The organism is Cellulomonas sp. plas2, from assembly GCF_057221735.1.
In genome coordinates this window covers 2,815,437-2,839,940 of the sequence record NZ_CM170155.1, presented here as the reverse complement: position 1 = coordinate 2,839,940, position 24,504 = coordinate 2,815,437, and the positions used below count along the sequence as shown (strand labels likewise).

Genomic DNA, 24,504 nt, shown 5'->3' with positions numbered 1-24,504 from the left:
CGTGCCGGACCGGGGGGACCGCGGCCGACCGCGGGCGACCACGGCGCGCCCGCCGCACGACCCCGCACGACCCTCGTGCGACCCCCACGCGACCCCCGCACGACCCTCGTGCGCCCCCCGCACGATCCCCGCACGACCCGCAGCACGACTCGCCACCGGGTGCGCGGCGCCCCTCGGGCGGGTGAAGCCTGGCTAGAGTGACGCCGAGCAGCGGCGGGAGGACGCCCCGCCGTCACCGTCCGCACCGGGACCACCGCAGGGGGAGCAGTTGCTGAACATCGTCGTGCCGATGGCAGGCCGGGGCAGCCGGTTCGCCGACGCCGGGTACGAGGCGCCGAAGCCGCTGATCCCCGTCCTCGGCCGCCCGATGATCGAGCTCGTCGTGGAGAACCTCCGGCCCTCGTTCCCGCACCGGTTCGTGTTCATCTGCCAGGCCGAGCACGTGGCGCGCTACGACCTCGGCACCCTCCTGCCGCGCATCGCGCCGGGCGCGGTCGTCGTGCCGCTGGACGGAATCACGGAGGGCGCCGCCGTGGCGGTCCTGCACGCGCGGGAGCACATCGACCCCGACGACCCGCTCGTCATCGCCAACAGCGACCAGTACGTCGACGTCCCCGCCGACGACTGGGTGTCCGCGGGCCTCGCGCCGGACGTGGACGGCCTCATCCTCACCATGGAGGCGGACGACCCCAAGTGGTCCTTCGTCGAGCTCGACGACGCGGGTCTCGTCACGCGCGTCGTCGAGAAGGAGGTGGTCTCCGACCAGGCGACGGTGGGCATCTACCTGTTCGCCCGCGGCCGGGACTTCGTCGACGCCGCCGACGCGATGATCGCCGCGGACGAGCGCGTCAACGGCGAGTTCTACGTCGCGCCGGTGTACAACGGGCTCATCCGTGCCGGCCATCGCGTCGTCGTGCACGACGTCGGGCAGGTGGGCGCGGGGATGCACGGACTGGGCACGCCCGCCGACCTCGACGCCTTCCTCGCCTCGGCCACCGCCGCCCGGCTCGGCACGCCGGCGTGAGGCCCGCGCGCGTGCTGGCGCACCGGGGGCTCTGGGAGGGCACCGCGGACGCGCCCAACTCCCCGGGGGCGCTGCGCGCCGCGCTGGCCGCCGGCTTCGGCCTGGAGACGGACGTCCGGGACGGCGGCGGCAGCCTCGTGATCAGCCACGACCCGCCGCGCGGTGGGGAGCCGGCGCTCGCCGACGTGCTCCTCGGGATGCCCGCGGGCGACGGGCCGCTCGCCGTGAACGTCAAGGCGGACGGGATCGCCCCCGCGCTCGCGGTGGCGCTGGCCGACGTGCCCCGGCCCTGGTTCGCCTTCGACATGTCGGTGCCCGAGACCGTGCGCTACGCGGCGCTCGGCTTGCCGTACCTCACGCGGCACAGCGACGTCGAGCCCGAGCCGGTCCTGCTGGCCGGCGCCCGCGGCGTGTGGCTCGACGCCTTCCGGTCCGACTGGTTCGGGCCGGCCGAGGTGCTGCGGCACGCGGACGCCGGCCGGCTCGTCGTCGTCGTCTCGCCCGAGCTGCACGGGCGGGACCCGCGTCCCCTGGCGGACGCGCTGCTCGCCACGGACGGGCTCGACGAGCGCGAGGTGCTCGTGTGCACCGACCGGCCCGCGGTGTGGGGCGCGGGTCCGGGTGCCGTGCCGGGTGTCGTGCCGGGTGTCGTGCCGGGCACCGGGGTGCCGGCGGGGTCGGCGGTGGTCCCGTGATCCGCGCCGTGGTCTTCGACATGGACGGCGTGCTCATCGACGCCAAGGACTGGCACTACGAGGCGCTGAACCGCGCGCTCGCCCTGTTCGGCGCGCAGATCGAGCGGGCCGACCACCTCGCGATCTACGACGGCCTGCCCACCCGGGCCAAGCTCGAGATGCTCTCGCAGCGCACGGGCCTGCCGCGCCGGCTGCACGCGTTCATCAACGACCTCAAGCAGTCCTACACGCTCGAGCTCGTGCACGAGCGCTGCCGGCCGGTGTTCGCGCACGAGTACGCGCTGTCCCGGCTGCGCGAGCGGGGCTACCGCCTCGCGCTCGCCTCGAACTCCGTCCGGGAGTCCGTGGACCTCATGATGAGCCGGTCCGCGCTCGGCGGGTACCTCGACTTCAGCCTGTGCAACGCCGACGTCGCCCGCGCGAAGCCGGACCCGGAGATCTACCTCCTGGCCAGCGAGCGGCTCGGGCTCGACCCGTCCGAGGTGCTCGTCGTGGAGGACAACGACAACGGCATCGCGGCGGCGCGCGCGGCCGGCACGCACCTGCTCGTCGTCGGGTCGGTCGAGGACGTGACGTTCGCGGCGATCTCCGCCCGCATCGCCGAGGTCGACGCGGGCGTGGTCGCGTGAAGGCCGTCCTGCTCGGCGCCGGACCTCGCGGGGCCGGCCGCCGCTCGGAGGACCAGCAGCCGTCGTACCTGCGCGAGCAGGACCGCACGCTCATGCTCGAGCGCACGCTGCGGTCGGTGGGCCGCGTCGCCCGGGAGTCCGTCGTGGTGGTCCGGGCCGAGGACGCCGAGCGGTACCACGTCGACCACATCGTGTCCCTCATCGAGCCCGACGCCCACCTCATCGTCGTGGCCCACGACACCGCAGGTGCCGCGTGCTCGGCCCTGCTGGCGGTCGACCTGCTCGAGGAGGACGAGGAGCTCCTCGTCGTCAACCTCACCGACTTCGCCGACGTGGACCTCCGCGACGCCGTCGGCGTCTTCCGGGAGCGCGGCGCGGCGGCCGGCACCCTCGTGTTCGACTCCCTGCACCCGCGCTACTCCTACGTGCGGCTCGAGGGGGAGGGGGACGACGAGGTCGTCGAGGTGGCCGAGAAGAGCCCCATCAGCCGGCACGCGACGGCGGGCGTGTACTGGTTCGCCTCGACCACCGCCTTCGTCGAGGCCGCGAAGTCCATGATCCTCAAGCGCGCCGAGGTGCAGCACTCGTACTTCGTCGCCCCGGTGCTCAACGAGATCATCCTCGACGGCGGGCTCGTGCTGGCCGTCCGGATCGAGCAGGACGCGTACATCGAGATGAAGTCCCCGGACCCGCGCGAGGTGCGCCCCGGGGCGGAAGGCAGGCCGGCGTGAAGCAGCACCACCTCGACGACATGGTCCGCGGCTGGTTCGTGGGCGACTTCGAGCCGACCGCGCTGCGGACGGGCGAGTTCGAGGTGGCCGTGCAGCGCTACGCCGCCGGCGACGTCGAGCCCGTCCACCGCCACGACCTCGCCGACGAGATCACCGTCGTCGTCTCCGGCGAGGTGGAGATGTGCGGCCGGCGCTGGTCGGCCGGGGACATCGTCACCGTCGAGAAGGGCGAGGCGACGGGGTTCCGGGCGCTGACCGACGCCGTGACGGTCGCGGTGAAGCGGCCGTCGGTCATCGGGGACAAGCACCTCGTCGAGCCGACGGGTGCGGGCCAGGACCGATGAGCGAGGCCGCGGGGCCCCGGGTCCGCACCCCCGCGGACGCGGTCGACCTCGTGCGCGAGGTCTTCGCCGACGTCGTGCCGCGGTCGTTCGTGCTGCTCGGCGGTCCGGCCGGAGGCTGGGAGTCCCTGGCGGCGGTCGGGTGGCAGGGCGTGGCGGTGGGCCACGGGGACGACGAGCCGACGGGCAGCGATGTGCCCGGGGTGCACCACGTGCCGGGGCCGCCCGTGCCTGCCGTCCTGCGGGACCTGGTCGGCCTGCTCGGCGGACCTCCGACGATCGTGGTCGTGGCGCACGACCCGGCGCGGCCGCGGCCCCGGGGCTGGCAGGACCTGGGCGCCACGGGGGTGGTGCTCCGGTCGGACGACCCGGCGGGCGCCGGCGGCGTGGAGGGCGACGTGCTCCTCCGGTGCGCCGACGGGTGGACCGTCGGGGTGCCCGTGGCGCGCGCCCGGCGCCTCGTCGGGCTCCTGCCGCAGGGCGACGACGACGTGCCGGTGCTGGCCGGCGCGGCCCGTCGAGGCTTCGCGGACGCGGCGGTCCGCTGGGCCGGGGACGCGCAGCGGGCCTGGCGTCGCGAGCTCGCGGTCTCGCACCGGCTGCGCGAGCGTCTCGTGGCCCTGGACCCCGACGCGCTGAGCACCGGCGAGGACGACGCGCCGGTCCCTCGCGGGCCGGTGGCACGAGGGCTGCCCGCTGTGGTCCCCGAGGCGCTGGTCGACGCGGCCCGCGCCGTGGGCGCGGAGGACGCGGGCGACCCGGTGGCCGCGCTGGTCGCACGCCTCGACGACGAGGCCGATGGCTCCTCCGCCTGGTGGGCCGCGGCCACGGCGGCGCGCGGTGCGGTGCCGCGCGCCGCGGACCTCGAGGCCCTCGCCGACCGGCGCGCGGGCACCGGTCTGCGCAGCGCGGTGCTCGGGCTGGCCGGCGGCACGCCCGGCGGGACCGACGACCCGGGGACCGGCGTCGTACGGGCGCGGTCCCTGCCCGGCGCCGACCTCCTGCTCGTCGCCGACCCCACGACGGGGGACGGCAGCGCGCTCCTGGCGGCGCGCCTCGCGCCCCGGTGGCGCGAGCGGGGCGGGGTGGCCGTCGTGCTCGACGCCGCGGACCGCGTGCTGCGCGTCCTCGGCGGTGCGGCCGGGCCCGCGGCAGCGGCGGTCGGTGACGGCCGGGCGGACCAGGACGTCCACGACGACCCGCACGACCCCGGGCTGGAGGACGGCGCCGCGGTGCTGCCGGGCGGGGGCCGCGTCGTCGTCCTCGGCGCGGCGGCCGCAGCCGCGCCCGACGTGCCGGCCGCGCTGGCCGCCGCGGGCACCGAGGTGCTGTGGGCCTACCCGGAGACGCTCGCGCCGACGGGTCCGGAGGACGACGTCGCCGACGCCCGCGCGCGTGGTGCCCGGCACGCGCGACGGCTGGTGCTGCCCGGGGGGACGCACGGACGGCAGGAAGCGGCCGTGCTGACGGCCCGGGCCGGCCGCGGCGGGGCGGCCGAGGTGGTGCACGTCGCCCTGCCGGCCCAGGTCGTCGAACCGGCGCCGACGGCTGCGGACGTGCTGGCCGCCCGCGCGCTGCGGTCCGCGCCCCTGCGGCCGGCGGTGCTCGTCCGCAGCAGCCCGGGGGCCGACCCGACCGTGCTCGTCGCGGTCCTCGCCGCCCTCGAGGTGGTGGCCGCCGGGCACGGGCCGCTGGACGTGCTCGTCGCGGGTGACGCGCCCGGGCCACGGGCGGCGGCCCGGATCGACCGCCTGGCAGCGGGCGGGACGCGGGTGACCGCCACCGGACCGCTGCCGCCCGGGGTCGACGCCGCGCTCGCCCACGAGGTCGCGCTCGTCGTGGTCCTCCCCGGTGCGCTCGCGGCGGTGCCGGAGCTGCTCGCCGCGGCGGCGGGTCGACCGTGCGTCCGCGTCGACGTGGACGAGCTCGACCCCAGCGCTCTCGCCGACCGGTGCGCCGCCGCGCTCCGGGACGGCGCTCGCACCTCGACGCACGGCGGGGACGGCGCGCCCGACGAGCGACCCGACGAGCGGCCGGACGACGGGCGGGACGACGGGTGGGACGGGTTCGCGGACCGGCTCCGGGACGCGCTCCTCGCCGGGGGACGCCGTGGGTGAGGCACCGGTGCACGCCGTCGTGGACGTCGGCGCCGCGACGGGCGGGTTCGGGCTCGAGGTCGCCCGCCGCAACCCCGGCCTCCTCGTGCTCTGCGTCGAGCCCGACCCCGCGCTCGCGGCGGCGGTGCGGCGCACGGCGGACGTCGAGGGTCTCCGCGGGGTCCGGGTCGTGGAGGTCGCCCTCGGGGCGGCGCCGTCGGCGACGCAGGACCTCGCCGGCGGCACGCGCGGGACGCCCCACCCGCCCGCGGTCGAGGTCGTCACGCTGGCGGCGCTCCTCGACGAGCAGGGTGCGGACGTCGTCGACTTCCTCCGGCTCGGGGGGCGGGAGGCGCCCCTCGACGTCCTGGCGGGCGGCGGGGACCGGCTGCCGCACGTGCGCGCCGGGATGCTCGTGGCGCCCACGGTGGCGAGGCAGGCGCCCGGCGAGGACGCGCCGCCCGACCTGGTCGAGGCCGTGGTGCGCCTCCGGGCGCTCGGGTTCGTCGTCGAGCACGCGACGCCGCACGACGCGGCGACGGCCGAGCTCGACGTCGTGTTCGCGCGCGGGGCGGGCACGCTCGCCGCGGTCGAGGGGGAGCGGCACCTGCGTGGTGTGCCGCCGTACGACGGCTCGCGCTACTGGGCCGTGCCCTGCGCGAGCGCGGCGTCGGTCGACGCGGTCGGCACGCGGCTGCAGGACGCCGACCGCGTCGTGGTGGCGGCACGCACGGAGGTGGGTCGGGAGCTGGCGGCGCGGCGGGCGGCGGTGCGGGAGCGCGATGCCGCGCGCGACGAGGCGGTCCGGCTGGTCGCGGTGCTCGAGCAGCTCGGCGGTGAGGTCGCGACGCTGGCGGACGAGCTCGCGGACGAGCGCGGGCGGGTCGAGCAGCTGGAGGCCGAGCTCGCGCGGACCCGCGTGGCGCTGCACGAGGTGATGGCCTCCTCCTCGTGGCGCTGGACGTCACCGGTGCGGCGGCTGGGCGGCCTGCGCCACGGGCGGGCGGGCCGGTGAGCGGGCGGACGCCCGCGCTCGACCGGACCGCGCTGCAGGTGGCGGCGGACCTCGTCGCACCGGGACGGCGCTCGCTGTGGGCGGGTCTGCACCCGCCGGTGCCGGGGGCGCTGTCGAGCACCACGATCCTCGACCCCGCGGCCGACTGCCGGCTCGACCCCGCGCTCCACGGGCAGGTCGACACCGTGCTGCTGCTCGAGGACGACCTGTCCGCCTCGCCGCACTGGCCCTGGGTGGTCGACGAGGCGCTGCGGGCGCTCGACGGCGCCGGCACGCTCGTCGTGCGGCACTCGCCGGGACCGTTCATGGCCGCGCACGGTCTCATGGGCCTGCTGCACCGCCGGTCGGGCGGCCGCTGCCGGATCGTGCACCGCCAGGAGTGGGCGGGCACCGGGCAGCAGGTCACCGCGGTGGAGGTGGGGCGCACGGGCGGCCCGGGCCGTCCCCCTGTGGGGCTGTCGTTCGCGCTCGTCACGGACGGGCGGCAGCCCGAGCGGGTGCGCGAGTTCGTCGAGAGCGTGCGTGCCGTGCGCGGCATCCACGGCACGCCCTACGAGGTCCTCGTCTGCGGTCCCCGGGGGTCCGTCGACCACCTCGCCTCGCCCCTGTGGGACGACGTGCGGCTCGTCGAGCAGCCCGAGGAGCACGCGCACCGCGGCTGGATCACCCGCAAGAAGAACCTCCTCGTCGCCGCAGCGCGCCACGACCTCGTCCTCGTCGCCCACGACAGGTACACGGTCGCGGCGGACTGGCTCGAGGGGCTGCGCGTCTTCGGGACGGACCTGGACGTCGTCGTGCCGGCGCAACGCACCCCCGACGGGACGCGCTACCCGGACTGGGTGGGGCTGGGCCACGAGGTGCGCCTCGCGCCGGTCGTCGAGCTGCCCCACGGCGCCTACCACCCGGACGTGTACCTCAACGGGGGCGCGCTGCTGGCGCGCACGGAGCTGCTGCGCGAGGTGCCCTGGAACGAGCTGCTCTTCTGGGCCGAGGCGGAGGACGTCGAGCTCACGCGCCGGTTGCAGGCCGCCGGGGTCGTGCCCCGGTTCAGCCGCGCCCTGCAGCTCGAGACCGTCCTGTCCCGGCCGGACCAGGTCTCCGCCTTCGAGCGGCGGCGCCCGCGACCCGGACCGGTATCCCTGGGCCGCACGCCCGGGGTCGCGCTGGCGGTCGCCGTCGACGTCAGGAACGGCGTCCACCCGGCCGTCGTGGTCGACCCGCCCGGGGCCACGCCGCCCGGGGACGGGCTCCTGCCCCACGTGCTCGCCTTCTCGGTGCAGCTGGGCGAGGAGGCGGGGGGCCTGCGGGGGGCGTCGCTCGTCGTCGAGACGCCCGGTCAGCCCGGCCCCGTCGTGGCCACCGTGAACGGCAGCGCCGCGCCGCCCCGGGGGGAGTCGCGGACGGGCGCGTCCGTCGTGCGCACCGTCGGCCTCCCGCCCGCGCTGGTCGTGCGTCCGCACGACACCCTCCGGGTCCGGCTCGCCGCCGGGCGTCCGTGGACCGGCCAGGAGGTCCGCGTCGCCGTGGTGCCGGGTACCGGGGAGGACCGGACCACGCGGCTGGGTGCGGGAGGGCCGGGCGACCGGCTGCTGGGCCGGGGCTGGCACGCGCCGGAGGACTGGGGCCGGTGGTCGCGCTCGCGCACCCCGTCGCTCGTGGTGGGGCTCGAGCCCGGGCCCGGTGCGCGTCTCCTGCTGCACGCACGCGGCATGGTGCCGCCGGGCCGGGACGTGCAGACGGTCGCCGTCCTCCTCGGGGGCCGGCCGGCCGGCGTGCTCGAGCTGGGGGTGCAGGAGACCTGGCACGCGCTCGCCGTTCCGGCGGGCAGCACCTGCGGCGGCGTGCTGCACGTCGGGTTCGAGGTCCTCTCCCCGGTGCCGCCGACCCGTGCCGGGCGGGGTGGCGACCACCGCACCCTGGGGATCGGGCTGCTGGCCGTGGGTGCCGACGACGCGGTGCTGCGTCCCGTGGGCCCGGCGGGGGACGGATCGTGACGGACGCGGCGGGGGATGCGGGGACCGCCCTGCTCGTCGTCGAGCCGGCCTTCCTCGAGCGGCACGTCGGCGTCCGGCGCGTCGTCGCGCACCACCTCGGGCTGCTCGAGGGCCTCGGCCTGGCGGTCGACCTGGCCGTCGCGTGGCCGGAGGGCCTCCGGCTGCTGGCGCCGGGCGCGGTGGCGCACGCACGGCGCGTCCTGCACGCCCGGCGCGGCGGTACGGACGAGGTGCACTGGCGGTCGGGCGAGCCCTGGCCGCGTCCCGCCACGCCGCCCGCACCCCCGCCCGCACCCTCGTCCGCTGCGTCCGGCTCCGCACGCCACGGCTCCACGGCCGGCGCCCTCGCCCGCGCCGGGGCGGCACGCCCCGAGCGCTACGACGTCTCCGTGGTGACCGTCCCCTGGCTGGGCGACGTGCTGCCACCCGGGGCGCGCTTCACCCACGGGGTGGCCTACGACGCCATCCCGAACCTCGCCGCCGCCCGCGTGCTGGACCTCGGCGTCCCGGTCGTGGACCCGCACTTCGCGGGCGAGCACCACCGGGGCTACGAGGCGTACCTCCGGCAGGTCGGGACCGTCGTGTGCATCAGCGCGCGCACGCGGGACGACCTCGCGTGGCTGTACCCCTTCGACGAGGACCGGCTCCTCGTCGACGTGCCCTTCGATCCCGCCACGTTCCCCGCCACCCCCGCCACCGGGAGGGCGGTCGCCGCACGCGACGTCGACGGGCCGCTGCGGCTCCTGCTCGTCAACGCGCTCGACGCGCGCAAGGGCATCGCGACGGTCGTCGACGCCGTCGCGGGGCTGGCGGCGAAGCGGCCCGTCGCCGTGACGGTCGTCGGCGCCGAGCGCATGCCCCCCGACGACGCGCGGCGCGCCCTGACCGCGCTCGCGGACGCCGGGGCCGACGTCATGTGGTACCGCGACGCCTCGGACGCGCTGCTGCAGGCGCAGTACGCCTGCCACGACGCGCTGCTGTTCCCCTCCCGCTACGAGGGGCTGGGTCTGCCGATCCTCGAGGCGCAGGTGTGCGGTCTGCCGGTCGTCGCCGGAGGGTGGTCGGGCAGCGCCGGGCTGTGCCTCGAGCCCGCCCTCGAGCTGCCCGACGGCTCCGCGTCGGCGGTCCGGCGCGCGCTCGACGTGCTGGCCTCGGGCGCGCCCCTCCTGCGCGGGACGGCCCTGCGCGCGGCGACGCTGGCGCTCGTGGACCGGATCGGCGGCCCGGACGGGCCCTTCGTGCGGTCCGTGCGCGCCACGGTGCCTCAGCGGAGGCGGTCCGCCAGCAGCGCCGTGTAGGCCGGCCGTTCGACCGCCGCGAGCGCCGCGAGCTCGTCGGCGACCCCGGCCAGCACCTCCCCGGTGCGCAGGGCGAGCCCGAGGCGCGAGAAGAGGAGCGAGCGCCGGCCGTTGGGGTGGTCGGCGTCGCGGCCGACGAAGTGGCACGGCACCCCGAGCCGCGCCGCGAGGAACACGACGTGGATCCGGGACGTCACCACGAGCCGGGCGCCGGCCAGCAGGTGCAGCACCGCGTCGGGCTCACCCAGGGCGAGCGCGGTGACCTCGACCGGGGCGGGCAGGTCGGTGAGGTACGGGCCGGGGTGGGGTTCCCAGGCGCAGTCCTGCGAGGTCACGACGACGGACCCGCCGGCGGGGTCCGCCAGCAGCGCGTCGCGGGCGGCGCGCGCGGCGTCCTCGTCGTGGTCGGAGTCGACCACCCACACCACGTGGCCCCCGCGCCCGGGGAGCACCGGCGTGGGCAGGGGGGCGAACAGCGCGAGGTCGGGGAGCAGCGCGTCACGGTCCTCGGCGCCGGGCGTCCCCAGCTCGGCGCCGAGCGCCCGGGAGGTGGCGTCACGCCAGACCACGGTCCGGGCGAGGGCGGTGAGGCGGGCGGCCACCCCGCCCTCCTCGGGCACGTAGCCGGCGAAGCCCAGGCCCAGCAGGTGCACGGGCACGGTGAAGGACGCGAGGAGGTCGACGATGCCGCCGGCCCCCGTGTGGACGAGCGACCCGCAGGGCACGACGACGGCCGAGCACGAGCGGTCCACCGCCGCCGCCACGGCGCGCGGCAGCGGCGGCAGGGCCGGGTCGGCCGCGCGCCCGAGGCGCACGCGCACCGCCCCCGCGGGCGGCACGACCTCGTCCAGCAGGGCGGTGCAGCCCTGGGCGATCCAGTCGTTGCCCAGGTTGTCCACGGTCTGGGGCAGGAGTACGGCGACGGGGTCAGGCACGGGCTCTCCGATCGGGGTGGGGCCGGCGTCCGCGCGGGGGCGTCATGCGCGCAGCCTCGCGAGCCGCGGTCCCCACAGCAGCGCGCCGAGGCGGTCCTTGACGGCCTGCCGCACGGGCGAGCCGGACGTGGGCACGCACCGGGCCTCCTCGACCGGGCCCCCCTCGAAGGGCGCCATGGAGAACCGGTAGGGCACGAGCGGCAGCCGGCCGCCGTAGAACTTCTCCCAGCGCAGGCCCACGTCCGAGGCGGACAGCAGCTCGCAGTAGCGCGCCAGGCACCGCGCGCTGTCCTCGTCGGTGTCGCTCACCGCCTCGCCACGGCGCCGCAGGTAGGCCATGAAGAGCCGCGCCTCGGGCCACAGGTGCAGGTCCCGCACGTCCGCGACGGCGCCGCGCCGCAGGTCCTCCCGGACGGCGAGGACGTCGTCGAGGTGGGTCGTCGGCACCTCGGGCAGGTCGTAGTAGAGCGCGAGCGCGGGCCGGCGCGCGACGAGCAGCATGTCCGAGGGGTGGTAGCGCCGGTCCGTGCGCGTGAAGCAGTCGGTCGTGAAGACGACGTCCGCCTCGAGCCGGGCGGCGCGCTCGTCGAGCCGGCGCAGCAGCGCGGCGTGGTCGACGGTCTGGTCGGTGCGCAGCTTGACCACGACGTGGTCCTCGGGGACCGCGTCGAGCCCGAGCCGCACGAGCCGGACCTGCCGGTTGAGGTTGGCGAAGCCCGGGTTGGCGACGTCGGGGGCGCGCAGGACCTCGACCTCGTCGAGCAGCGCGCCGAGGGGGTCGGTGTCCGCGTCGTCCCAGGTGGCCAGCACCACGCGCACGACCCGCCGGTCCTGCCGGGCGTGGCGCAGCGCATCCGTGAGGGTCCGGCGCGTGAAGGGCGTCACGGGTCCGTGCACGAGCACGGTGACGTCTCGCGACATCACGGGCGCACCTCCTCGCGGACGCCGGCGGACCGGTCCCGCAGCTCGAGCATGAGGCGGACGGAGTGGCCCGTGGCGCCCGCCCGCGCGTCCACCAGCGGCAGCAGCGACCCGGGTCGTGCGAGCCGGCCCGCGACGACGTCGAGCAGCACGGGCTCCGCGAGGTCCTCGGCCGTGGGGACGAGCACCACGGCCGGCACCGTGCCGTGGTGCGCCCCGTCGTCGAGGTCGAGCGCCGCGTCGTCGCGTCCCGTCAGGGTGACCGCGCCCCCCGCGACGGCCGACAGGTCCCACCTGCCCAGCAGGGTGTGCAGCCGCTCCAGCCGCTCGTCGCCGGGGGCGGAGGGGTAGGACACGACGACCTGCGCCCAGGCGAGGGCGGGGTCGCTCATGTCCTCGATGGACGACACCCGCAGCTGCCACCCGAGGGCGAAGGACGCGGCGCTCGGCTGGTCGGACCCGGGCGGGAGCAGGAGGAGGGTGCGCAGGCCGGCCGCGGACGGCCCCTCCGCCGGGGGCGCGGACGGACCGGCGACGCGTGCGTCGGCGCGGGCGGCGGCCCGCTCCACCGCCGCGACGCGCGGCGTCGCCGTCGCCTCCCGGGACAGCAGTCGTCGGGCCGCGTCGAACTGGCTGCGCCAGACGGTCTCGCGCACCTTCGGGCCCTGCACGACGGCCCAGCGCAGGACGCGCTCGAGGTCGCCCGGCACGTCCGGGTCGAACAGGACCTCGGGGACGTCGCCGGAGTAGTCGGCCACCCCGGACGCCGCGGACGCGAGCACGGGCAGGCCGCGCGCGAGCGCCTCGACGGCCGTCGTCGGGAAGTTCTCCCGCGGCGAGGGCACGCAGAACCAGCCGGCCTCCTCGTAGAGGCGGCCCATGGCGCTCGCCGAGGCGAACTCGTGCATGCGGAAGGTCCGGCGGGCGGTGGGCGGCAGCGCGGCGTAGCAGGAGTACCGGTAGTCGATGCCCGTGCGCGGGTCCGCGATCGTGTTGCCGACGAGGTGGACGAGCAGGTCCGGCTCGTCGGCCGACACGGCGCGGGCGGCGGTCAGCAGGTCCTCCTGGCGCTTGCGCGCCTCCCAGCGGCCGAGCGAGAGGACCGTCGTGGCGGTGCCCGGCCGCCAGACCTCAGCGGGGTCAGCCGCCAGCAGGTCGACCGTCGGGAAGCGGCGCTCGCCCACCTGCAGGCCGGGGGTGCGCCCCTCCAGGTACCGGGCCAGGAAGGTGGACGGCGCCGTGCTCGCGTCCGCGAGCCGGGTCTGGACCTCCTCCAGGCGGGCGGTGCGCCGGAAGTGGTCCGGCGCCCCCGCCAGCCCGCGTCGACCGGTGCCCCACTCCCAGATCTCCCGGTGGCCCGTGTGGTGGCACACCTCGACGACGGGCCGCGTCCGGGTCAGGCCCAGCTCCCGGCGGACGAGGAACTGCACCCCCAGGGCGTAGGCGTCCGCTACCTCGACGTGGTGCAGGTCGAGCGCGTCGAGGAGGTCGGCGACCGCCGCGAAGTGGCGCTGCTCGTGGTGCCGCACCCGGTGCACGCGGCAGTTGGCCGGCACGACGAGCTCGCCGTCCTCCGGCGCCTCCTGCGTCGTGACGACGTGGACCTCGAGGCCCGGCACCTCGCCCAGCGCCTCGACGAGGTCGGCCGCCACGGCCGCGATGCCGCCGTGGTTGCGGGTGCGCCCGAACTCGTGGACGACGAGCCCGAGGCGCAGGCGTGCGGGTGCCCGCCCCGGCCTGGTCACGGTCGACACCTCGCGCTGCCTCCTGCTCGTCCCCGGCCGCCGACGGCCGGCGGACCCGGTCACCCTAGGCGATGCCGGTGCGCCCGGCGGCGGTCGCGTAGGCCGCGCGCGTCGTCGCGGCGGTCGCTGTCCAGGAGTAGCCCTGCGCCCGCCGCCGGGCGGCCCCGGAGAGCACCTCGTGCCGGGGCCCGACCGCGTCCTGCACCGCGGCCGCGACCGCCGCGGGGTCGAGCGGGTCGACGAGGAGCCCGGCGTGGTCGCCCACGACCTCCGCCATGGCCGTGCCCGCGGACGTGACGACCGGGGTGCCGGTGCTCATGGCCTCCAGCACGGGGAGCCCGAAGCCCTCCCACGTCGAGGGGAAGCAGAACGCCTCCGCGGCGGCGTAGGCGGCCGGCAGGTCGCCCGCCGGCAGGCGACCCGGCGCGTGCACGCGCGGGAGGTCCGCACCGGCGGCGGCCCCGTCGTCGCCCCAGCCACGCGGACCGACGAGGACGAGGTGCAGGTCCGGCTCCTGCGGCGCCAGCAGCTCCCACGCGCGGAGCAGCCCGGGCAGGTTCTTGCGCGGCTCGTGGGTGCCGCACCACAGGACGTACCGCTCGGGCAGGCCGTACCGCGCCCGTACGCGGGCCACGTCCGCGGACGTGACCGTCCAGCCCGGGGCGCCGTGCGGCACGACGACGACGCGGGCCGGCTCGATGCCGTGGGCGGCGCAGTCGTCGGCTGTGGCCTGCGAGGGCACCAGGACGACCGCGGCCTCGTCGCGGACGCGGGCGAGGGCGTCGGTGAAGAACCGGACGCCGCGCGGGGTGAAGAGCGCGGGGTCGCGCAGGAACGCGAGGTCGTGCACGGTCACCACCAGCGGACGCCGCGTGCCCGGCACCGCCCACGTCGTCGCGTGCACCACGTCGGCCCCGGGCACCGCCCACTCCGCCCGGGGGAGCCGGGTGCGGTTCCACGCCTCGTACAGCGCCACCCGCGGGAGCGCGGCGGACCGCACGGGGACGGGCGGCTCGGGGTCCGGGCGGCTGCCGGGCCGGTGCGCCGCGCGCAGGCCCGTGACCCGCACGTCGTCCCGCGCCGACAGGGCCGCCGCGAGCTCGACGAGGTAGGTCGCGGACCCGCCCGGCACGCGCTGCCAGCACTGCTCCACGGTCATGGCCACGTGCAGGGCGGCGTCCGGGGACGCGGACGGGGCAGGGCGGGGCACGCGCCCAGTGTGGGGCAGCCCCGCCCCGCCGCCGCTCAGGACCGGGCGCGCGTCAGGTACTCCGCCGACGCGGCCAGCGCGGAGGCGAGGACGAGGTCCCCGTGGTCCCGCACGAACTGGCGCCAGCTCCCGACGCCGCCGGCGTCCGCCGGTCGGCCGAGCAGCTCGCGGTACAGGCCGTCGACGCGGACCTGGACGCTCTCGTCGGACTGGTAGAAGCCGAGCGCGAGCTGGTCGCGGGGCATGCCCGCAGCCATGGCGCCCACCCAGCCGGCGCGGCCGGAGGCGTCGGCACCGCGGCCGAGCAGCTTCGTGTACAGGTCCGAGACCCAGCGGCCGGGGTCGTTGCCGGCCGTGCGGGCGTAGTACTCCGGCGAGGCGTAGAACGCGGCGGCCACCTGGGCGACGGGCATGCCGCCCTGGGCGGCCCGCACCCAGCCGGCGAGGCCGGCGGCGTCGGGCTCGCGCCCCAGCGTGTCCCGGTAGAACTCGGTGATGACGTGCCGCACCCACTCGTCCGAGCGCGACAGGCTCGTCGCCACCTCGTAGCGGGAGGCCTGGCGCCGCACCAGGCGGTCCGTCCAGCCCGACAGGTCGCCCGCGCTCGGCGGCCGCCCGAGGAAGTCCCGGTACACCTGGTCGACGAACTGCCGCAGCTGCGCCGAGGACGGGCCGGGGACGGGCACGGCGCCGGTGCGGGCCATGTTCCCGCGCGCCGTCCGCCACGGCGCGGCGCCCAGCGCGGCGCCCGTGCGCCAGACGCCCACGACGAGCTCGTGCTGACGCTGGCCGTTGACGTCCCGGTACCCGCGCAGGGGCTGGACGATCCACGTCTGCCCGTCGACCTGGGCCACCGTCGGGGTGTTCGCCGGGGCCAGCACCGTGCCGGCGTAGCCGCTGCCGCGGCTCCACTCGAGCCGGCCGCTGTGGGCGTCGTAGACGCGCAGCTGCTGCTCGCCCTGGGTGATGGCCTCGATCGCCCCGTCCCCGTCGACGTCCGCCAGCGCGACGCCGGACTTCGTGCCGATGCCCGGGTCGCCGCACGTGCCGCCGTCGGTGAGGCAGGCGCGCCAGCGCGGCGCGCCCGTGGCCCCGTCCACCGACAGCAGCCAGCCGCCGTAGGAGACGACGAAGACGTCGGCGCGGCCGTCGCCCGTGACGTCCGCGACGGACGGGGAGCCGACGACCCGCGCCGGCATGCCCGCCTGCCACAGGACGCGCCCGGTGCGCCCGTCGAGCGCGGTCAGCACGCGCCCGGCCGGGTCGTCGAAGTAGCCGCCGGTGCCGACGACCACGTCGAGGCCCCCGTCGCCGTTGAGGTCGGCCAGCGCCGGGGAGGACCAGACGACCTGGCCCTGCAGGAACCAGCGCCACTTCTCCGAGCCGTCGCGGTTGAAGACCCACACGTACCCGCCGCCGACGTTGCCGCAGGGCTGGGTGCCGATGTCGTTGCCCGCGCAGTCGCCGCCGACGACGACCTCGTCCGCGCCGTCCCCGTCCACGTCGCCCACGGCCGGGGAGGACCAGATGGTGTCCCACAGCCACTTCGGCCAGCCGGCGATGTTGCCGCCGTTGCCGCCGGACATGGCCGTGAGGCCCTGGCCCCAGCTCCCGGTGACGAGGTCGGGGTAGCCGTCGGCGTCGACGTACCCGGTGGCCGGGGTGCCGAGGATGCCGTTCGGTCCGCTGGGCACGATCGGCGGGTCCTGCCGCCGCCACAGCGTGGTGACCGAGCCGCCGCGGAACCGGTAGCCGGCCACGACGTTGGCCGTCGAGGCGGCCGCGACGTCGAGCACGCCGTCCAGGTCGAGGTCGACGAGCACCGGCGAGGGCTGGACGCCGCCGCTGCGGGCGCCCACGTCCACCCCACCGAGGTCGACGAGGTGCCGCAGCCCGCCGTCGAGGGAGTAGACCTTGAGGGCGCTGCTCAGGCCGCCGCCGACGACGATCTCCGGCACGCCGTCGCCCGACACGTCGCCCACCGCCGCCGACGACCAGATCTCGCCCGTCGCGCCCGAGTCGAGCACGGGCCCGCCGAACGGCGTGAGCGGCTGCACCGAGAAGGGGCCGCCGTTCGTCGTGACGGGGGTGAGCTGGGCGGAGGCGGCGTGCGCCTCGGGCGCCTCCGGCAGTGCCGCGAGCGGGGCCAGGGCCGTCGCCGCGGCGACGAGGGCGACGAGGCGCCGGGCACGCGACCGGCCGGCGCCGGGGCGCGGTCCGCGCGGACCGGTGGCGGTGCGGTCGACGGGCGTCTCGGCGGGGGGCACGGCTCCGTCGACGGTGACGGCGGGCGTGCGCGGGTGCCCGAGGGGCATGGTGGCTCCAGAGGGGTCGGCAGCGAACGGCATCGTGCCACGGCGGCGGCCCCGGGCGCAGTGACCGGGACCGCACGGGGGACTCGTCACGTCCCCGCCCCTCCCATCGGTCAGGCGGGGTTCCGGCTGAGCGCCCGCACCCAGTACTCGTCGGACCCGGCCAGCCCGATGCGGACCGCGTCCTGGCCCTGCTCGAGCATGAGGCGCGCCCAGTAGACCCGGCCCTCCCACTCGGGCTCGCGCTTGAGCAGCAGCCCGTAGTAGATGCCCGAGCGCTGCTGGGCGGCCTCCATCGACAGCCACACGACGTGGGCGACCTCCCCGCGTCCGCGGGTGGCGATCTGCGTGCGCCAGAAGGCCGTCTCGGCGGCGCTCGGCGCGCGGCCGAGCATGACCTGGTAGAGGCGGGCGATGAAGGCGCCGTCCTCGTTGCCGGAGCGCACGTAGAACTCCGGGGACTCGTAGAAGAGCTGGGCGACGTCGTCGACGTCCACCGCGCCGCGGCCGATGCCGGCGACCCAGCCGCGCAGCCCGTCCTCGTCGGGGGTCCGACCCAGGACGGAGGAGTAGGCGTCGGCGACGCGCAGCCGGCGGTACTCCTCGCTGGCGGTGAGCAGGGCGACGAGCTGCTCCGACGACGCCCCGCCGGCGACGAGGCGCGCCCAGCCGGCGGCACCGTCGGGGTCCGCATCACGACCGAGGAGGTCCTCGTAGAGCGACTCGACGAGCGAGCGCGCCTGCGGCAGCGAGCGCCGGTCGAGCGCGGGCACCGTCGGGACGACGGCGGCGGACGTCGCCGAGGTGGCCGACCCCGCGGCGGTCGTGACCGTGACGGTGAAGCGGTACGACGTGCCGTTGGTCAGCCCGGCGACGACCGCGCTGGTCGTCGTGCCGGCGACGGTGACCCGGGCGCCGCCCGGCGTCGCGGCGACGACGTACTGCTGGGCGCCCGGGGTCGCAGCCCACCGGACGGTCACGCTGCTCGCGGCGGGGGTGACGGCGAGGACGGCCGGTGCGGTGACGGGCGGGGTGACGGGCGCGGTGGTGGGCGCGGTCGTGGGCGCGGTCGTCGGCGCAGTGGTGGGTCGGGTGGTCGGGCTCGTGGTCGGGCTCGTCGTCGGGGGCGCCGTCGGGCTCGGGGAGGCGTCCCCGCCGTCCGCGACGCAGGCCCAGGCGTAGTCGTCGGCGGCCTGCGCGGCCGGGGCGACGACGACGCCCGCGAGCGTGCCGACGAGGAGGCCGCCGGCGAGCAGGGCCACCCGTCGGGCCCGTGCCGTCGCCCCCGTGCCCGTCCGGCCCGTCGTCCGCGCGTGCGTGCCGCTCACCCTCGCCACCTCTTCCCGTCCGCTCGTCCCTCGGCCGCTCCCGCCGCGGCGGGACCGCCCCGCAGGGCCCGTGCAGCCGGCCCCGCTCTCGTCCCCTCCCGTCGGCAGGCGGTGGCGGGGACTGCAGCCGGGGGAGGCGCCATCACCCGACCGGGTGCACGACGGGTGCACGACGGGTGCGCGACGGGTGCCGCGGGGCCGCGCGGGGTGCGCGACCGGCGCGGGAGGGGTACGTCGGGCAGGAGGGCCGCCCGCCTACAGTGGTCGCGTGGTGAGCCCCCCGTCCGTGCGTGCCGTCGTCGTCACCTGGAACGGGGCCCACCTGCTGCCCGCCTGCCTGGACTCCCTCCTCGCGCAGCACGTGCCCGGCGGGATGGAGACGCTCGTCGTCGACAACGGCTCGACGGACGGCACGGTCGCGCTCCTCGCGGAGAGGTACCCGACCGTGACCGTCGTCGAGGCCGGGCGGAACCTGGGCTTCGCGGGCGGGGCCGCGCGGGGCACGGAGGGATTCGACGGGGAGTTCGTCGTCCTGCTCAACAACGACGCCCGCTTCGAGCCGGGGGCCGTGGCGGCGCTCGTCGCGCACGCCCGACGACCGGGTGCGGAGCGGGTCGGTGCGGTGACCGCCACCGTCCTGCTCGACGAGGATCGCCGCCCCCCGCGCGTGAACTCCACCGGGCTGGAGGTGACACGCCGCGGGACGGGCCAGGACCGCGACTGGCTGGTCCCGCGCGGCCAGGAGTCGCGCGCGGAGCAGGTGTTCGGGTTCTGCGGCGCGGCGGCGCTCCTGCGGGTGGCGGCGCTGCGCGAGGCGGGCACCTTCGACCCGTGGCTGTTCCTCTACTACGAGGACACCGACCTCAGCTGGCGCCTGCGGGCGGCCGGGTGGGACGTCCACCACGAGCCGGCGGCGGTGGCGCTGCACCGGCACGCCGCGTCGTCGGACGCCGGGTCGCCGCTGTTCCGGTACCAGAACACCCGCAACTCGCTCGTGGTCGTCGGGCGGCACGCGCCGGCAACGGTGCTGGCCCGGTCCTGGGGCCGGCAGGTGCTCGGCGCGGTGCGGGCCGCGCTGGCCGCCGGGCTGCGCGACCCCCTCGTGCGTGCCCGGGTGCGCGGGCTGCGCGACGCGGCGCGGCGGCTGCCGCGGACGCTGCAGGAGCGTCGGCGGATCTGGGCGGGCGCGGCGGTGCCGCGCGCCGAGGTCGCGCGGCTGCTGGTGGCCCCGCCGCGCGGGGGCCGGGCATGAGCGGCGGCGCGCCCGGGTCGGCTGCTCGCCCGGCTGCTCGCCCGGCTGCTCGCCCGGCTGCTCGCTCGGCCGGCCGGCTGGCCGGCTCTCCGGCCTCCCCCCGGCTGCTCCTCGACGCCACGGCCGTGCCCGCCGACCGCGGCGGCGTCGGCCGGTACGTGGACGCGCTGGTGTCCGCGCTCGTGGCGGCCGGCGCCCGGCTCGTCGTCGCGTGCCAGGAGCGGGACGCCGCGCTGCTGGCGGGCCTGGCACCCGCGGCGGAGGTCGTCACGGCGCCCGGCCCGGCGGCCTGCGTGCCGGTGCGCCTGGCCTGGGAGCAGGCGGGCCTGCCGGCGCTCGCGCGGCGCACGGGTGCGCAGGTCCTCCTCAGCCCGCACTACACGATGCCGGTCCGGGCCCCGCTGCCCGTGGTCGTGACGCTGCACGACGCCACCTTCTTCAGCCACCCGGAGCTGCACTCGCCGGTGAAGGCGCGGTTCTTCCGGGCCGCGACCCGGCTGGCGGTGCGGCGGGCGGGGGCGCTCGTCGTGCCGTCGGCGGCCACGCGCGACGAGGTGCTGCGCCACGTGCGCGGACCCGGGGCGCGGGCCGAGCGCTTCCACGTGGCGCACCACGGGGTCGACCGGACCGTCTTCCACCCCGCCGACGAGGACGCGCAGCGCCGGCTGCGGGAGCGCCTCGGGCTGGGCGCGCGCCCCTACGTGGCGTTCCTCGGGACGCTGGAGCCGCGCAAGAACGTCCCGGCGCTGGTGCGGGCATGGGCACGGGTCGCCGCGACGCACCCGGACCGGCCCGCGCTCGTGCTGGCCGGCGGTCCCGGCTGGGACACGGACGTGGAGCCCGCGATCGCGGCGGTCCCGCCCGGGCTGACCGTGCTGCGGACGGGCTACCTGCCGCTGCCGGAGCTCGCGCCGCTGCTCAGCGGCGCGGCGGTGGTCGCCTACCCGAGCCTCGGGGAGGGCTTCGGCCTGCCCGTGCTCGAGGCGATGGCCTGCGGCGCGACCGTCCTCACGACGCGCGAGCTGTCGCTGCCGGAGGTCGGGGGCGACGCGGTGGCCTACTGCGGCACGGACGAGGCGTCGGTCGCGCAGGGTCTGGCCTCGCTGCTCGACGGCGCGGCCGCGCGGGCCCGCCTCGGCGCCGCGGCCCGGCAGCGCGCGGCGGGCTTCACCTGGGACGCGGCGGCGCGTGTGCACCTCGCCGCCGCGTCGGCGGCGCTCGCGGGCTCCTGAGCGCCGCGCCGGGCCGGCCGGGGGACGCGCGCGTGCCGCGGTCCGGGTCGACGGCTCAGGCCAGCGTGGCGACGAACTCCCGCACGCCCTCCCACCGCGGCAACAAGCCCGCCGCGGCGGCCTCCTCCAGGCCCGGCGCGGCGGTGTCCTTCTCCGAGAGCTGGTGCGTCAGCGGCGACCCGTCGCGGCCGACGGTCGGCCACGCGATGCCCAGCGCCGGGTCCAGCGGGTGCACGCCGTGCTCGCGCCCCGGGGCGTACGGCGTCGAGCACAGGTACAGCACCGTCGACCCGCCCTCGAGGGAGCAGAACGCGTGCCCCAGCCCCTCGGAGAGGTAGACCGCGCGGCGGTCGACGTCGTCGAGCAGGACCGTGTCCCACGTGCCGAAGGTGGGTGACCCGACGCGCAGGTCGACGACGACGTCGAGCACGGCCCCCCGCGCACAGGTCACGTACTTGGCCTGCCCGGGGGGCACGTCGGCGAAGTGCACCCCGCGCAGCACCCCGGCCGCGGACACGGACAGGTTGGCCTGCTGCACGTCGAGCCCGTGCCCGGCGGCCTCGCGGAAGGGGGCGCCCTGGAACCACTCGAGGAAGACGCCCCGCGGGTCGCCGTGCTGGCGGGGCGTGATCTCGAAGGCCCCGGGGACGGCGAGCTCGCGGTACGTCATGGGTGGTCCTCCCGGCGTCGGTCCGCGGCCCGGGTGGCCGCGCGCGTCACACCCTACGGGCGCGGGCCCGGGCGCGACCGGGCCCTAGGCTGCGGGGGTCCTGGCCGTCCGACGGCCGGGCGCGCGGGCCGGCACGCGGCCGCGCGGGGTCGGCGGGAGCGGGGGACGCGGGTGCGCTGGGTGGTCGTCGGGGCGGGCGGGATGCTCGGGCAGGACGTGGTCGCGACGCTCGGCAGGCGGGACGACGAGGTCGTCCCCCTGGGCCGGACCACGCTCGACGTGCTCGACCCGGACGCGGTGCGCGGGGCGCTCGTCGGCGCGGACGTCGTCGTCAACTGCGCCGCGTACACCGCGGTCGACGCGGCCGAGGACGACGAGGCCGCCGCCTTCGACGTCAACGCCACCGCCGCGGCCCACCTCGCCCGCGGCGCGGCGGCCGCCGGGGCCCGGCTCGTGCAGGTCTCGACGGACTACGTCTTCGACGGGCACGCCACGACCCCGTACGCCGAGGACGCGCCGGTCGCGCCGCGGTCGGCCTACGGCCGGACGAAGGCCGCGGGGGAGTGGGCCGTGCGGGCCCTGTGCCCCGACCACCTCGTCGTGCGCACCGCCTGGCTCTTCGGCGCCGGCGGGCCGTGCTTCCCCCGGACGATCGTGCGCGTGGCGCGCGAGCGGGGCGGCCTGGACGTCGTCGACGACCAGGTGGGCCAGCCGACCTGGACGGCGGACCTCGCGGACCTCGTCGTGCGGCTCGTCGACGCGGACGCACCGGCGGGCACGTACCACGGCACCGCCTCGGGCCGGACGTCGTGGCACGGCTTCGCGCAGGCGGCGGTCGCGTCGGCGGGTCTCGACCCGGCGGTGGTGCGGACGACGACGAGCGCCGCCTTCGCCCGGCCGGCGCCGCGGCCCGCGTGGTCGGTGCTGGGTCACGACGCCCTCGTCGCCGCCGGGGTGGCGCCGATCGGGGACTGGCGGGCGCGCTGGGACGCGGCCGCGGACGCGGTGCTCGGGGGCTGACGGGCGCGACCGGCACGGCGCGGGGTGCGGCGGCGGGCACGACGACGGCACGGTGACGCCCTCAGCGGACGGGCCCGCCGGTCGATGGGACGGCGGCACACCGCTCCGCGGCGGCCCGGCACGTCGCCGGGCCCGCGGGGGCGGCGACCGGAGGAGCCCCATGCCCGCACGGCCCGTCGACGGCCCGCGCCGTCGCGACCACCGACCCGCCCTCGTCGCCGTCGCCGCCGCGTGCGCCGCGCTCGTCGCCACGCCGGCCGCGGCGCAGGCGCCGGTGCTCCCGTCCCCGCGGACGAGCGCGGTGATCGTCGCGCTGCGCCCGGGGGTCGACCCGGGTGCGGTGGCCGCGGCGGCCGTCGCGGACGGCGGTGACGTCGAGCACGTGTACCGCCACGCGGTGCGGGGCTTCGCCGCGGAGCTGCCCGCGGACGCCGTGGCGGAGCTCCGGCAGGACCCGCGGGTGCTGTCGGTGGAGCCGGACGCGGTGGCGCGGACGCTCGGCACGCAGGCGCCCGCGCCGAGCTGGGGCCTGGACCGGGTGGACCAGGCGGCCCTGCCGCTGTCCGGGTCCTACACGTGGACGGCGGACGGCGCGGGGGTCGACGTCTACGTCCTCGACACCGGGGTGCGCGCCGACCACGTCGACCTGCTGGGCCGGGTCCGGCCGGGCGCGACCGCGGTGGACGACGGCCGCGGCACGCAGGACTGCCACGGCCACGGCACGCACGTCGCCGGGACGGCCGCCGGGACGCGCCACGGCGTGGTGAAGGCCGCGACGGTCGTCGCCGTCCGCGTCGCGGGCTGCGACGGCACGGGCACCTACTCCCAGGTCGTCGCGGGTCTGGACTGGGTGGTGCGCGACCACGTCGCGGGCCGGCCGGCGGTCGTCAACCTCAGCCTCGGCGGACCGGCCTCCGCGGCCCTGGACGCGGCGGTCCAGGCCGTCGTCGACGACGGCGTCACGGTCGCGGTCGCCGCGGGCAACGAGAGCACCGACGCCTGCACGACCTCCCCGGCGCGCCTGCCCGCCGCCCTGACCGTGGGCGCCAGCACGCCGACGGACGCGGTCGCCCCCTTCTCCAACACCGGGCCCTGCCTGGACCTCTTCGCGCCGGGGACGGACGTCGTGTCGGCCTGGCCGGCCACCGCCACGGCCACGGCCGCCCGGTCGGGCACGTCGATGGCGGCCCCCCACGTGGCGGGCGCCGCCGCGGCGGTGCTCTCCGTCGACCCGGGGGCGTCCCCGGCGGCCGTCGCCGCGCGCCTCCTCGGCGACGCGACGACGGGCGTCCTCGGCGGCCCCCTCGCGGGGAGCCCGGACCGCCTCCTGCGCGTGCTGCCGGCCCGGGCGCGGCTGGGCGCCGGCGAGGTCCTCGTCGCGGGTCAGGGGCTGCGGGCGGGCGGCCCGCGGGCCGAGGCGCACCTGGAGATGCAGGCCGACGGCAACCTCGTGCTCTACGTCGCCCGCCCCGGCGGCGCGGACGTCGCGCGGTGGCAGAGCGGCACCGGCGGCCACCCCGGCGCCTCGCTCGTCGTCCAGGGGGACGGCAACGCCGTGATCTACGCGCCGGGCGGGCGCCCGCTGTGGCAGGCGGGCACGGCCGACCGTCCCGGCGCCCGCCTCGTCGTGCAGGACGACGGCAACGCGGTGGTCTACGACGGCGGCGGCGTCGCGCGCTGGCAGTCGGGGACCTCGGTCGCCGCGGACGTCCTCACGGCCGAGGCCGTGCTGCGGCCCGGCGACGAGCTCGCCAGCGCGGGGGCCGTCCTGACCCTGGCGATGCAGGGCGACGGGAACCTCGTCGGGTACGCGCGCGGCCGGGCGTTCTGGTCCTCGGGCAGCCACGGCAACGCCGGCGCGTACGCGGTCCTGCAGCGCGACGGCAACCTCGTCGTCTACACGGGCGACGGCCGCCGAGCGCTCTGGCAGTCCGGCACCGCCTCGGCCGGTGCGGGCGCGGGCGTCGTCGTCGCGGACGACGCGGTCGCCGTCACCGCCGGCGGTCGCCGCCTCTGGGCCGTCTCACCCTGACGCGCCCGTGACGACGTGAACCGG

20 protein-coding genes are annotated in these 24,504 nt (G+C 78.0%); 13 read left to right on the top strand and 7 right to left on the bottom strand.

What is annotated here, in order from left to right:
• Positions 1-268: 268 nt before the first annotated feature.
• Genes AC2TDM_RS12770 through AC2TDM_RS12730 form a run of 9 tightly spaced genes read left to right on the top strand, consistent with a single transcriptional unit; the run spans position 269 to position 9,823 of the window.
• Complete coding sequence (locus tag AC2TDM_RS12770; protein ID WP_484634850.1) at positions 269-1,024, top strand: glycosyltransferase family 2 protein; 756 nt, start codon at positions 269-271, stop codon at positions 1,022-1,024.
• Positions 1,021-1,719 (top strand): PI-PLC domain-containing protein, encoded by a 699-nt coding sequence (locus AC2TDM_RS12765; RefSeq protein ID WP_484634849.1) that lies wholly within the window; start codon positions 1,021-1,023, stop codon positions 1,717-1,719. The genes AC2TDM_RS12770 and AC2TDM_RS12765 overlap by 4 nt, the downstream gene beginning before the upstream one ends.
• Entirely contained in the window at positions 1,716-2,348 is a 633-nt protein-coding gene (locus AC2TDM_RS12760; protein WP_090029700.1) for an HAD family hydrolase, read from the top strand. Before AC2TDM_RS12765 ends, AC2TDM_RS12760 begins: the two co-directional genes overlap by 4 nt.
• Complete coding sequence (locus AC2TDM_RS12755) at positions 2,345-3,079, top strand: sugar phosphate nucleotidyltransferase (protein ID WP_484634848.1); 735 nt, start codon at positions 2,345-2,347, stop codon at positions 3,077-3,079. The genes AC2TDM_RS12760 and AC2TDM_RS12755 overlap by 4 nt, the downstream gene beginning before the upstream one ends.
• The gene (locus AC2TDM_RS12750; RefSeq protein ID WP_090029703.1) at positions 3,076-3,423 is read left to right on the top strand and encodes a cupin domain-containing protein; all 348 of its coding nucleotides are present in this window, start codon (positions 3,076-3,078) and stop codon (positions 3,421-3,423) included. The genes AC2TDM_RS12755 and AC2TDM_RS12750 overlap by 4 nt, the downstream gene beginning before the upstream one ends.
• On the top strand, positions 3,420-5,537 hold the full coding sequence (locus AC2TDM_RS12745; protein ID WP_484634847.1) for a hypothetical protein: 2,118 nt from the start codon (positions 3,420-3,422) through the stop codon (positions 5,535-5,537). Before AC2TDM_RS12750 ends, AC2TDM_RS12745 begins: the two co-directional genes overlap by 4 nt.
• Positions 5,530-6,531 (top strand): class I SAM-dependent methyltransferase, encoded by a 1,002-nt coding sequence (locus tag AC2TDM_RS12740; RefSeq protein ID WP_484634846.1) that lies wholly within the window; start codon positions 5,530-5,532, stop codon positions 6,529-6,531. The genes AC2TDM_RS12745 and AC2TDM_RS12740 overlap by 8 nt, the downstream gene beginning before the upstream one ends.
• A complete protein-coding gene (locus AC2TDM_RS12735) occupies positions 6,528-8,525 on the top strand; it encodes a glycosyltransferase family 2 protein (protein ID WP_484634845.1) in 1,998 nt (665 codons plus the stop codon). Before AC2TDM_RS12740 ends, AC2TDM_RS12735 begins: the two co-directional genes overlap by 4 nt.
• The gene (locus AC2TDM_RS12730) at positions 8,522-9,823 is read left to right on the top strand and encodes a glycosyltransferase (protein ID WP_484634844.1); all 1,302 of its coding nucleotides are present in this window, start codon (positions 8,522-8,524) and stop codon (positions 9,821-9,823) included. The genes AC2TDM_RS12735 and AC2TDM_RS12730 overlap by 4 nt, the downstream gene beginning before the upstream one ends.
• Here the strand turns inward: AC2TDM_RS12730 and AC2TDM_RS12725 are convergent.
• From AC2TDM_RS12725 to AC2TDM_RS12700, 6 genes are all read right to left on the bottom strand, one after another.
• A complete protein-coding gene (locus AC2TDM_RS12725; protein ID WP_484634843.1) occupies positions 9,790-10,758 on the bottom strand; it encodes a polysaccharide pyruvyl transferase family protein in 969 nt (322 codons plus the stop codon). The genes AC2TDM_RS12730 and AC2TDM_RS12725 overlap by 34 nt on opposite strands.
• Positions 10,759-10,800: 42 nt before the next feature.
• On the bottom strand, positions 10,801-11,679 hold the full coding sequence (locus AC2TDM_RS12720) for a WavE lipopolysaccharide synthesis family protein (protein WP_139224248.1): 879 nt from the start codon (positions 11,677-11,679) through the stop codon (positions 10,801-10,803).
• Positions 11,679-13,424, bottom strand: coding sequence for a glycosyltransferase family 4 protein (locus tag AC2TDM_RS12715; protein ID WP_175499151.1), 1,746 nt, complete (start codon positions 13,422-13,424; stop codon positions 11,679-11,681). The genes AC2TDM_RS12720 and AC2TDM_RS12715 overlap by 1 nt, the downstream gene beginning before the upstream one ends.
• A 64-nt stretch (positions 13,425-13,488) precedes the next feature.
• The gene (locus AC2TDM_RS12710) at positions 13,489-14,634 is read right to left on the bottom strand and encodes a glycosyltransferase family 4 protein (RefSeq protein ID WP_239078941.1); all 1,146 of its coding nucleotides are present in this window, start codon (positions 14,632-14,634) and stop codon (positions 13,489-13,491) included.
• A 35-nt stretch (positions 14,635-14,669) separates the two neighbouring features.
• Positions 14,670-16,949, bottom strand: coding sequence for a DUF4214 domain-containing protein (locus tag AC2TDM_RS12705; protein ID WP_139224249.1), 2,280 nt, complete (start codon positions 16,947-16,949; stop codon positions 14,670-14,672).
• 110 nt (positions 16,950-17,059) lie between these two features.
• A complete protein-coding gene (locus tag AC2TDM_RS12700) occupies positions 17,060-18,274 on the bottom strand; it encodes a DUF4214 domain-containing protein (protein WP_175499153.1) in 1,215 nt (404 codons plus the stop codon).
• 268 nt (positions 18,275-18,542) lie between these two features.
• Here AC2TDM_RS12700 and AC2TDM_RS12695 point away from each other — a divergent pair, with 268 nt between their 5' ends.
• A complete protein-coding gene (locus AC2TDM_RS12695) occupies positions 18,543-19,526 on the top strand; it encodes a glycosyltransferase family 2 protein (protein ID WP_484634842.1) in 984 nt (327 codons plus the stop codon).
• 125 nt (positions 19,527-19,651) lie between these two features.
• A complete protein-coding gene (locus tag AC2TDM_RS12690) occupies positions 19,652-20,758 on the top strand; it encodes a glycosyltransferase family 4 protein (protein ID WP_484634841.1) in 1,107 nt (368 codons plus the stop codon).
• 55 nt (positions 20,759-20,813) lie between these two features.
• Here AC2TDM_RS12690 and AC2TDM_RS12685 read toward each other — a convergent pair whose 3' ends face one another.
• Complete coding sequence (locus tag AC2TDM_RS12685) at positions 20,814-21,428, bottom strand: dTDP-4-dehydrorhamnose 3,5-epimerase family protein (protein ID WP_484634840.1); 615 nt, start codon at positions 21,426-21,428, stop codon at positions 20,814-20,816.
• 171 nt (positions 21,429-21,599) lie between these two features.
• Here AC2TDM_RS12685 and rfbD point away from each other — a divergent pair, with 171 nt between their 5' ends.
• Positions 21,600-22,448: a dTDP-4-dehydrorhamnose reductase gene (gene rfbD, locus AC2TDM_RS12680; protein WP_484634839.1), complete on the top strand. Its 849-nt coding sequence runs from the start codon at positions 21,600-21,602 to the stop codon at positions 22,446-22,448.
• A gap of 160 nt (positions 22,449-22,608) precedes the next feature.
• On the top strand, positions 22,609-24,480 hold the full coding sequence (locus AC2TDM_RS12675) for a S8 family serine peptidase (protein ID WP_484634838.1): 1,872 nt from the start codon (positions 22,609-22,611) through the stop codon (positions 24,478-24,480).
• Positions 24,481-24,504 lie beyond the last annotated feature (24 nt).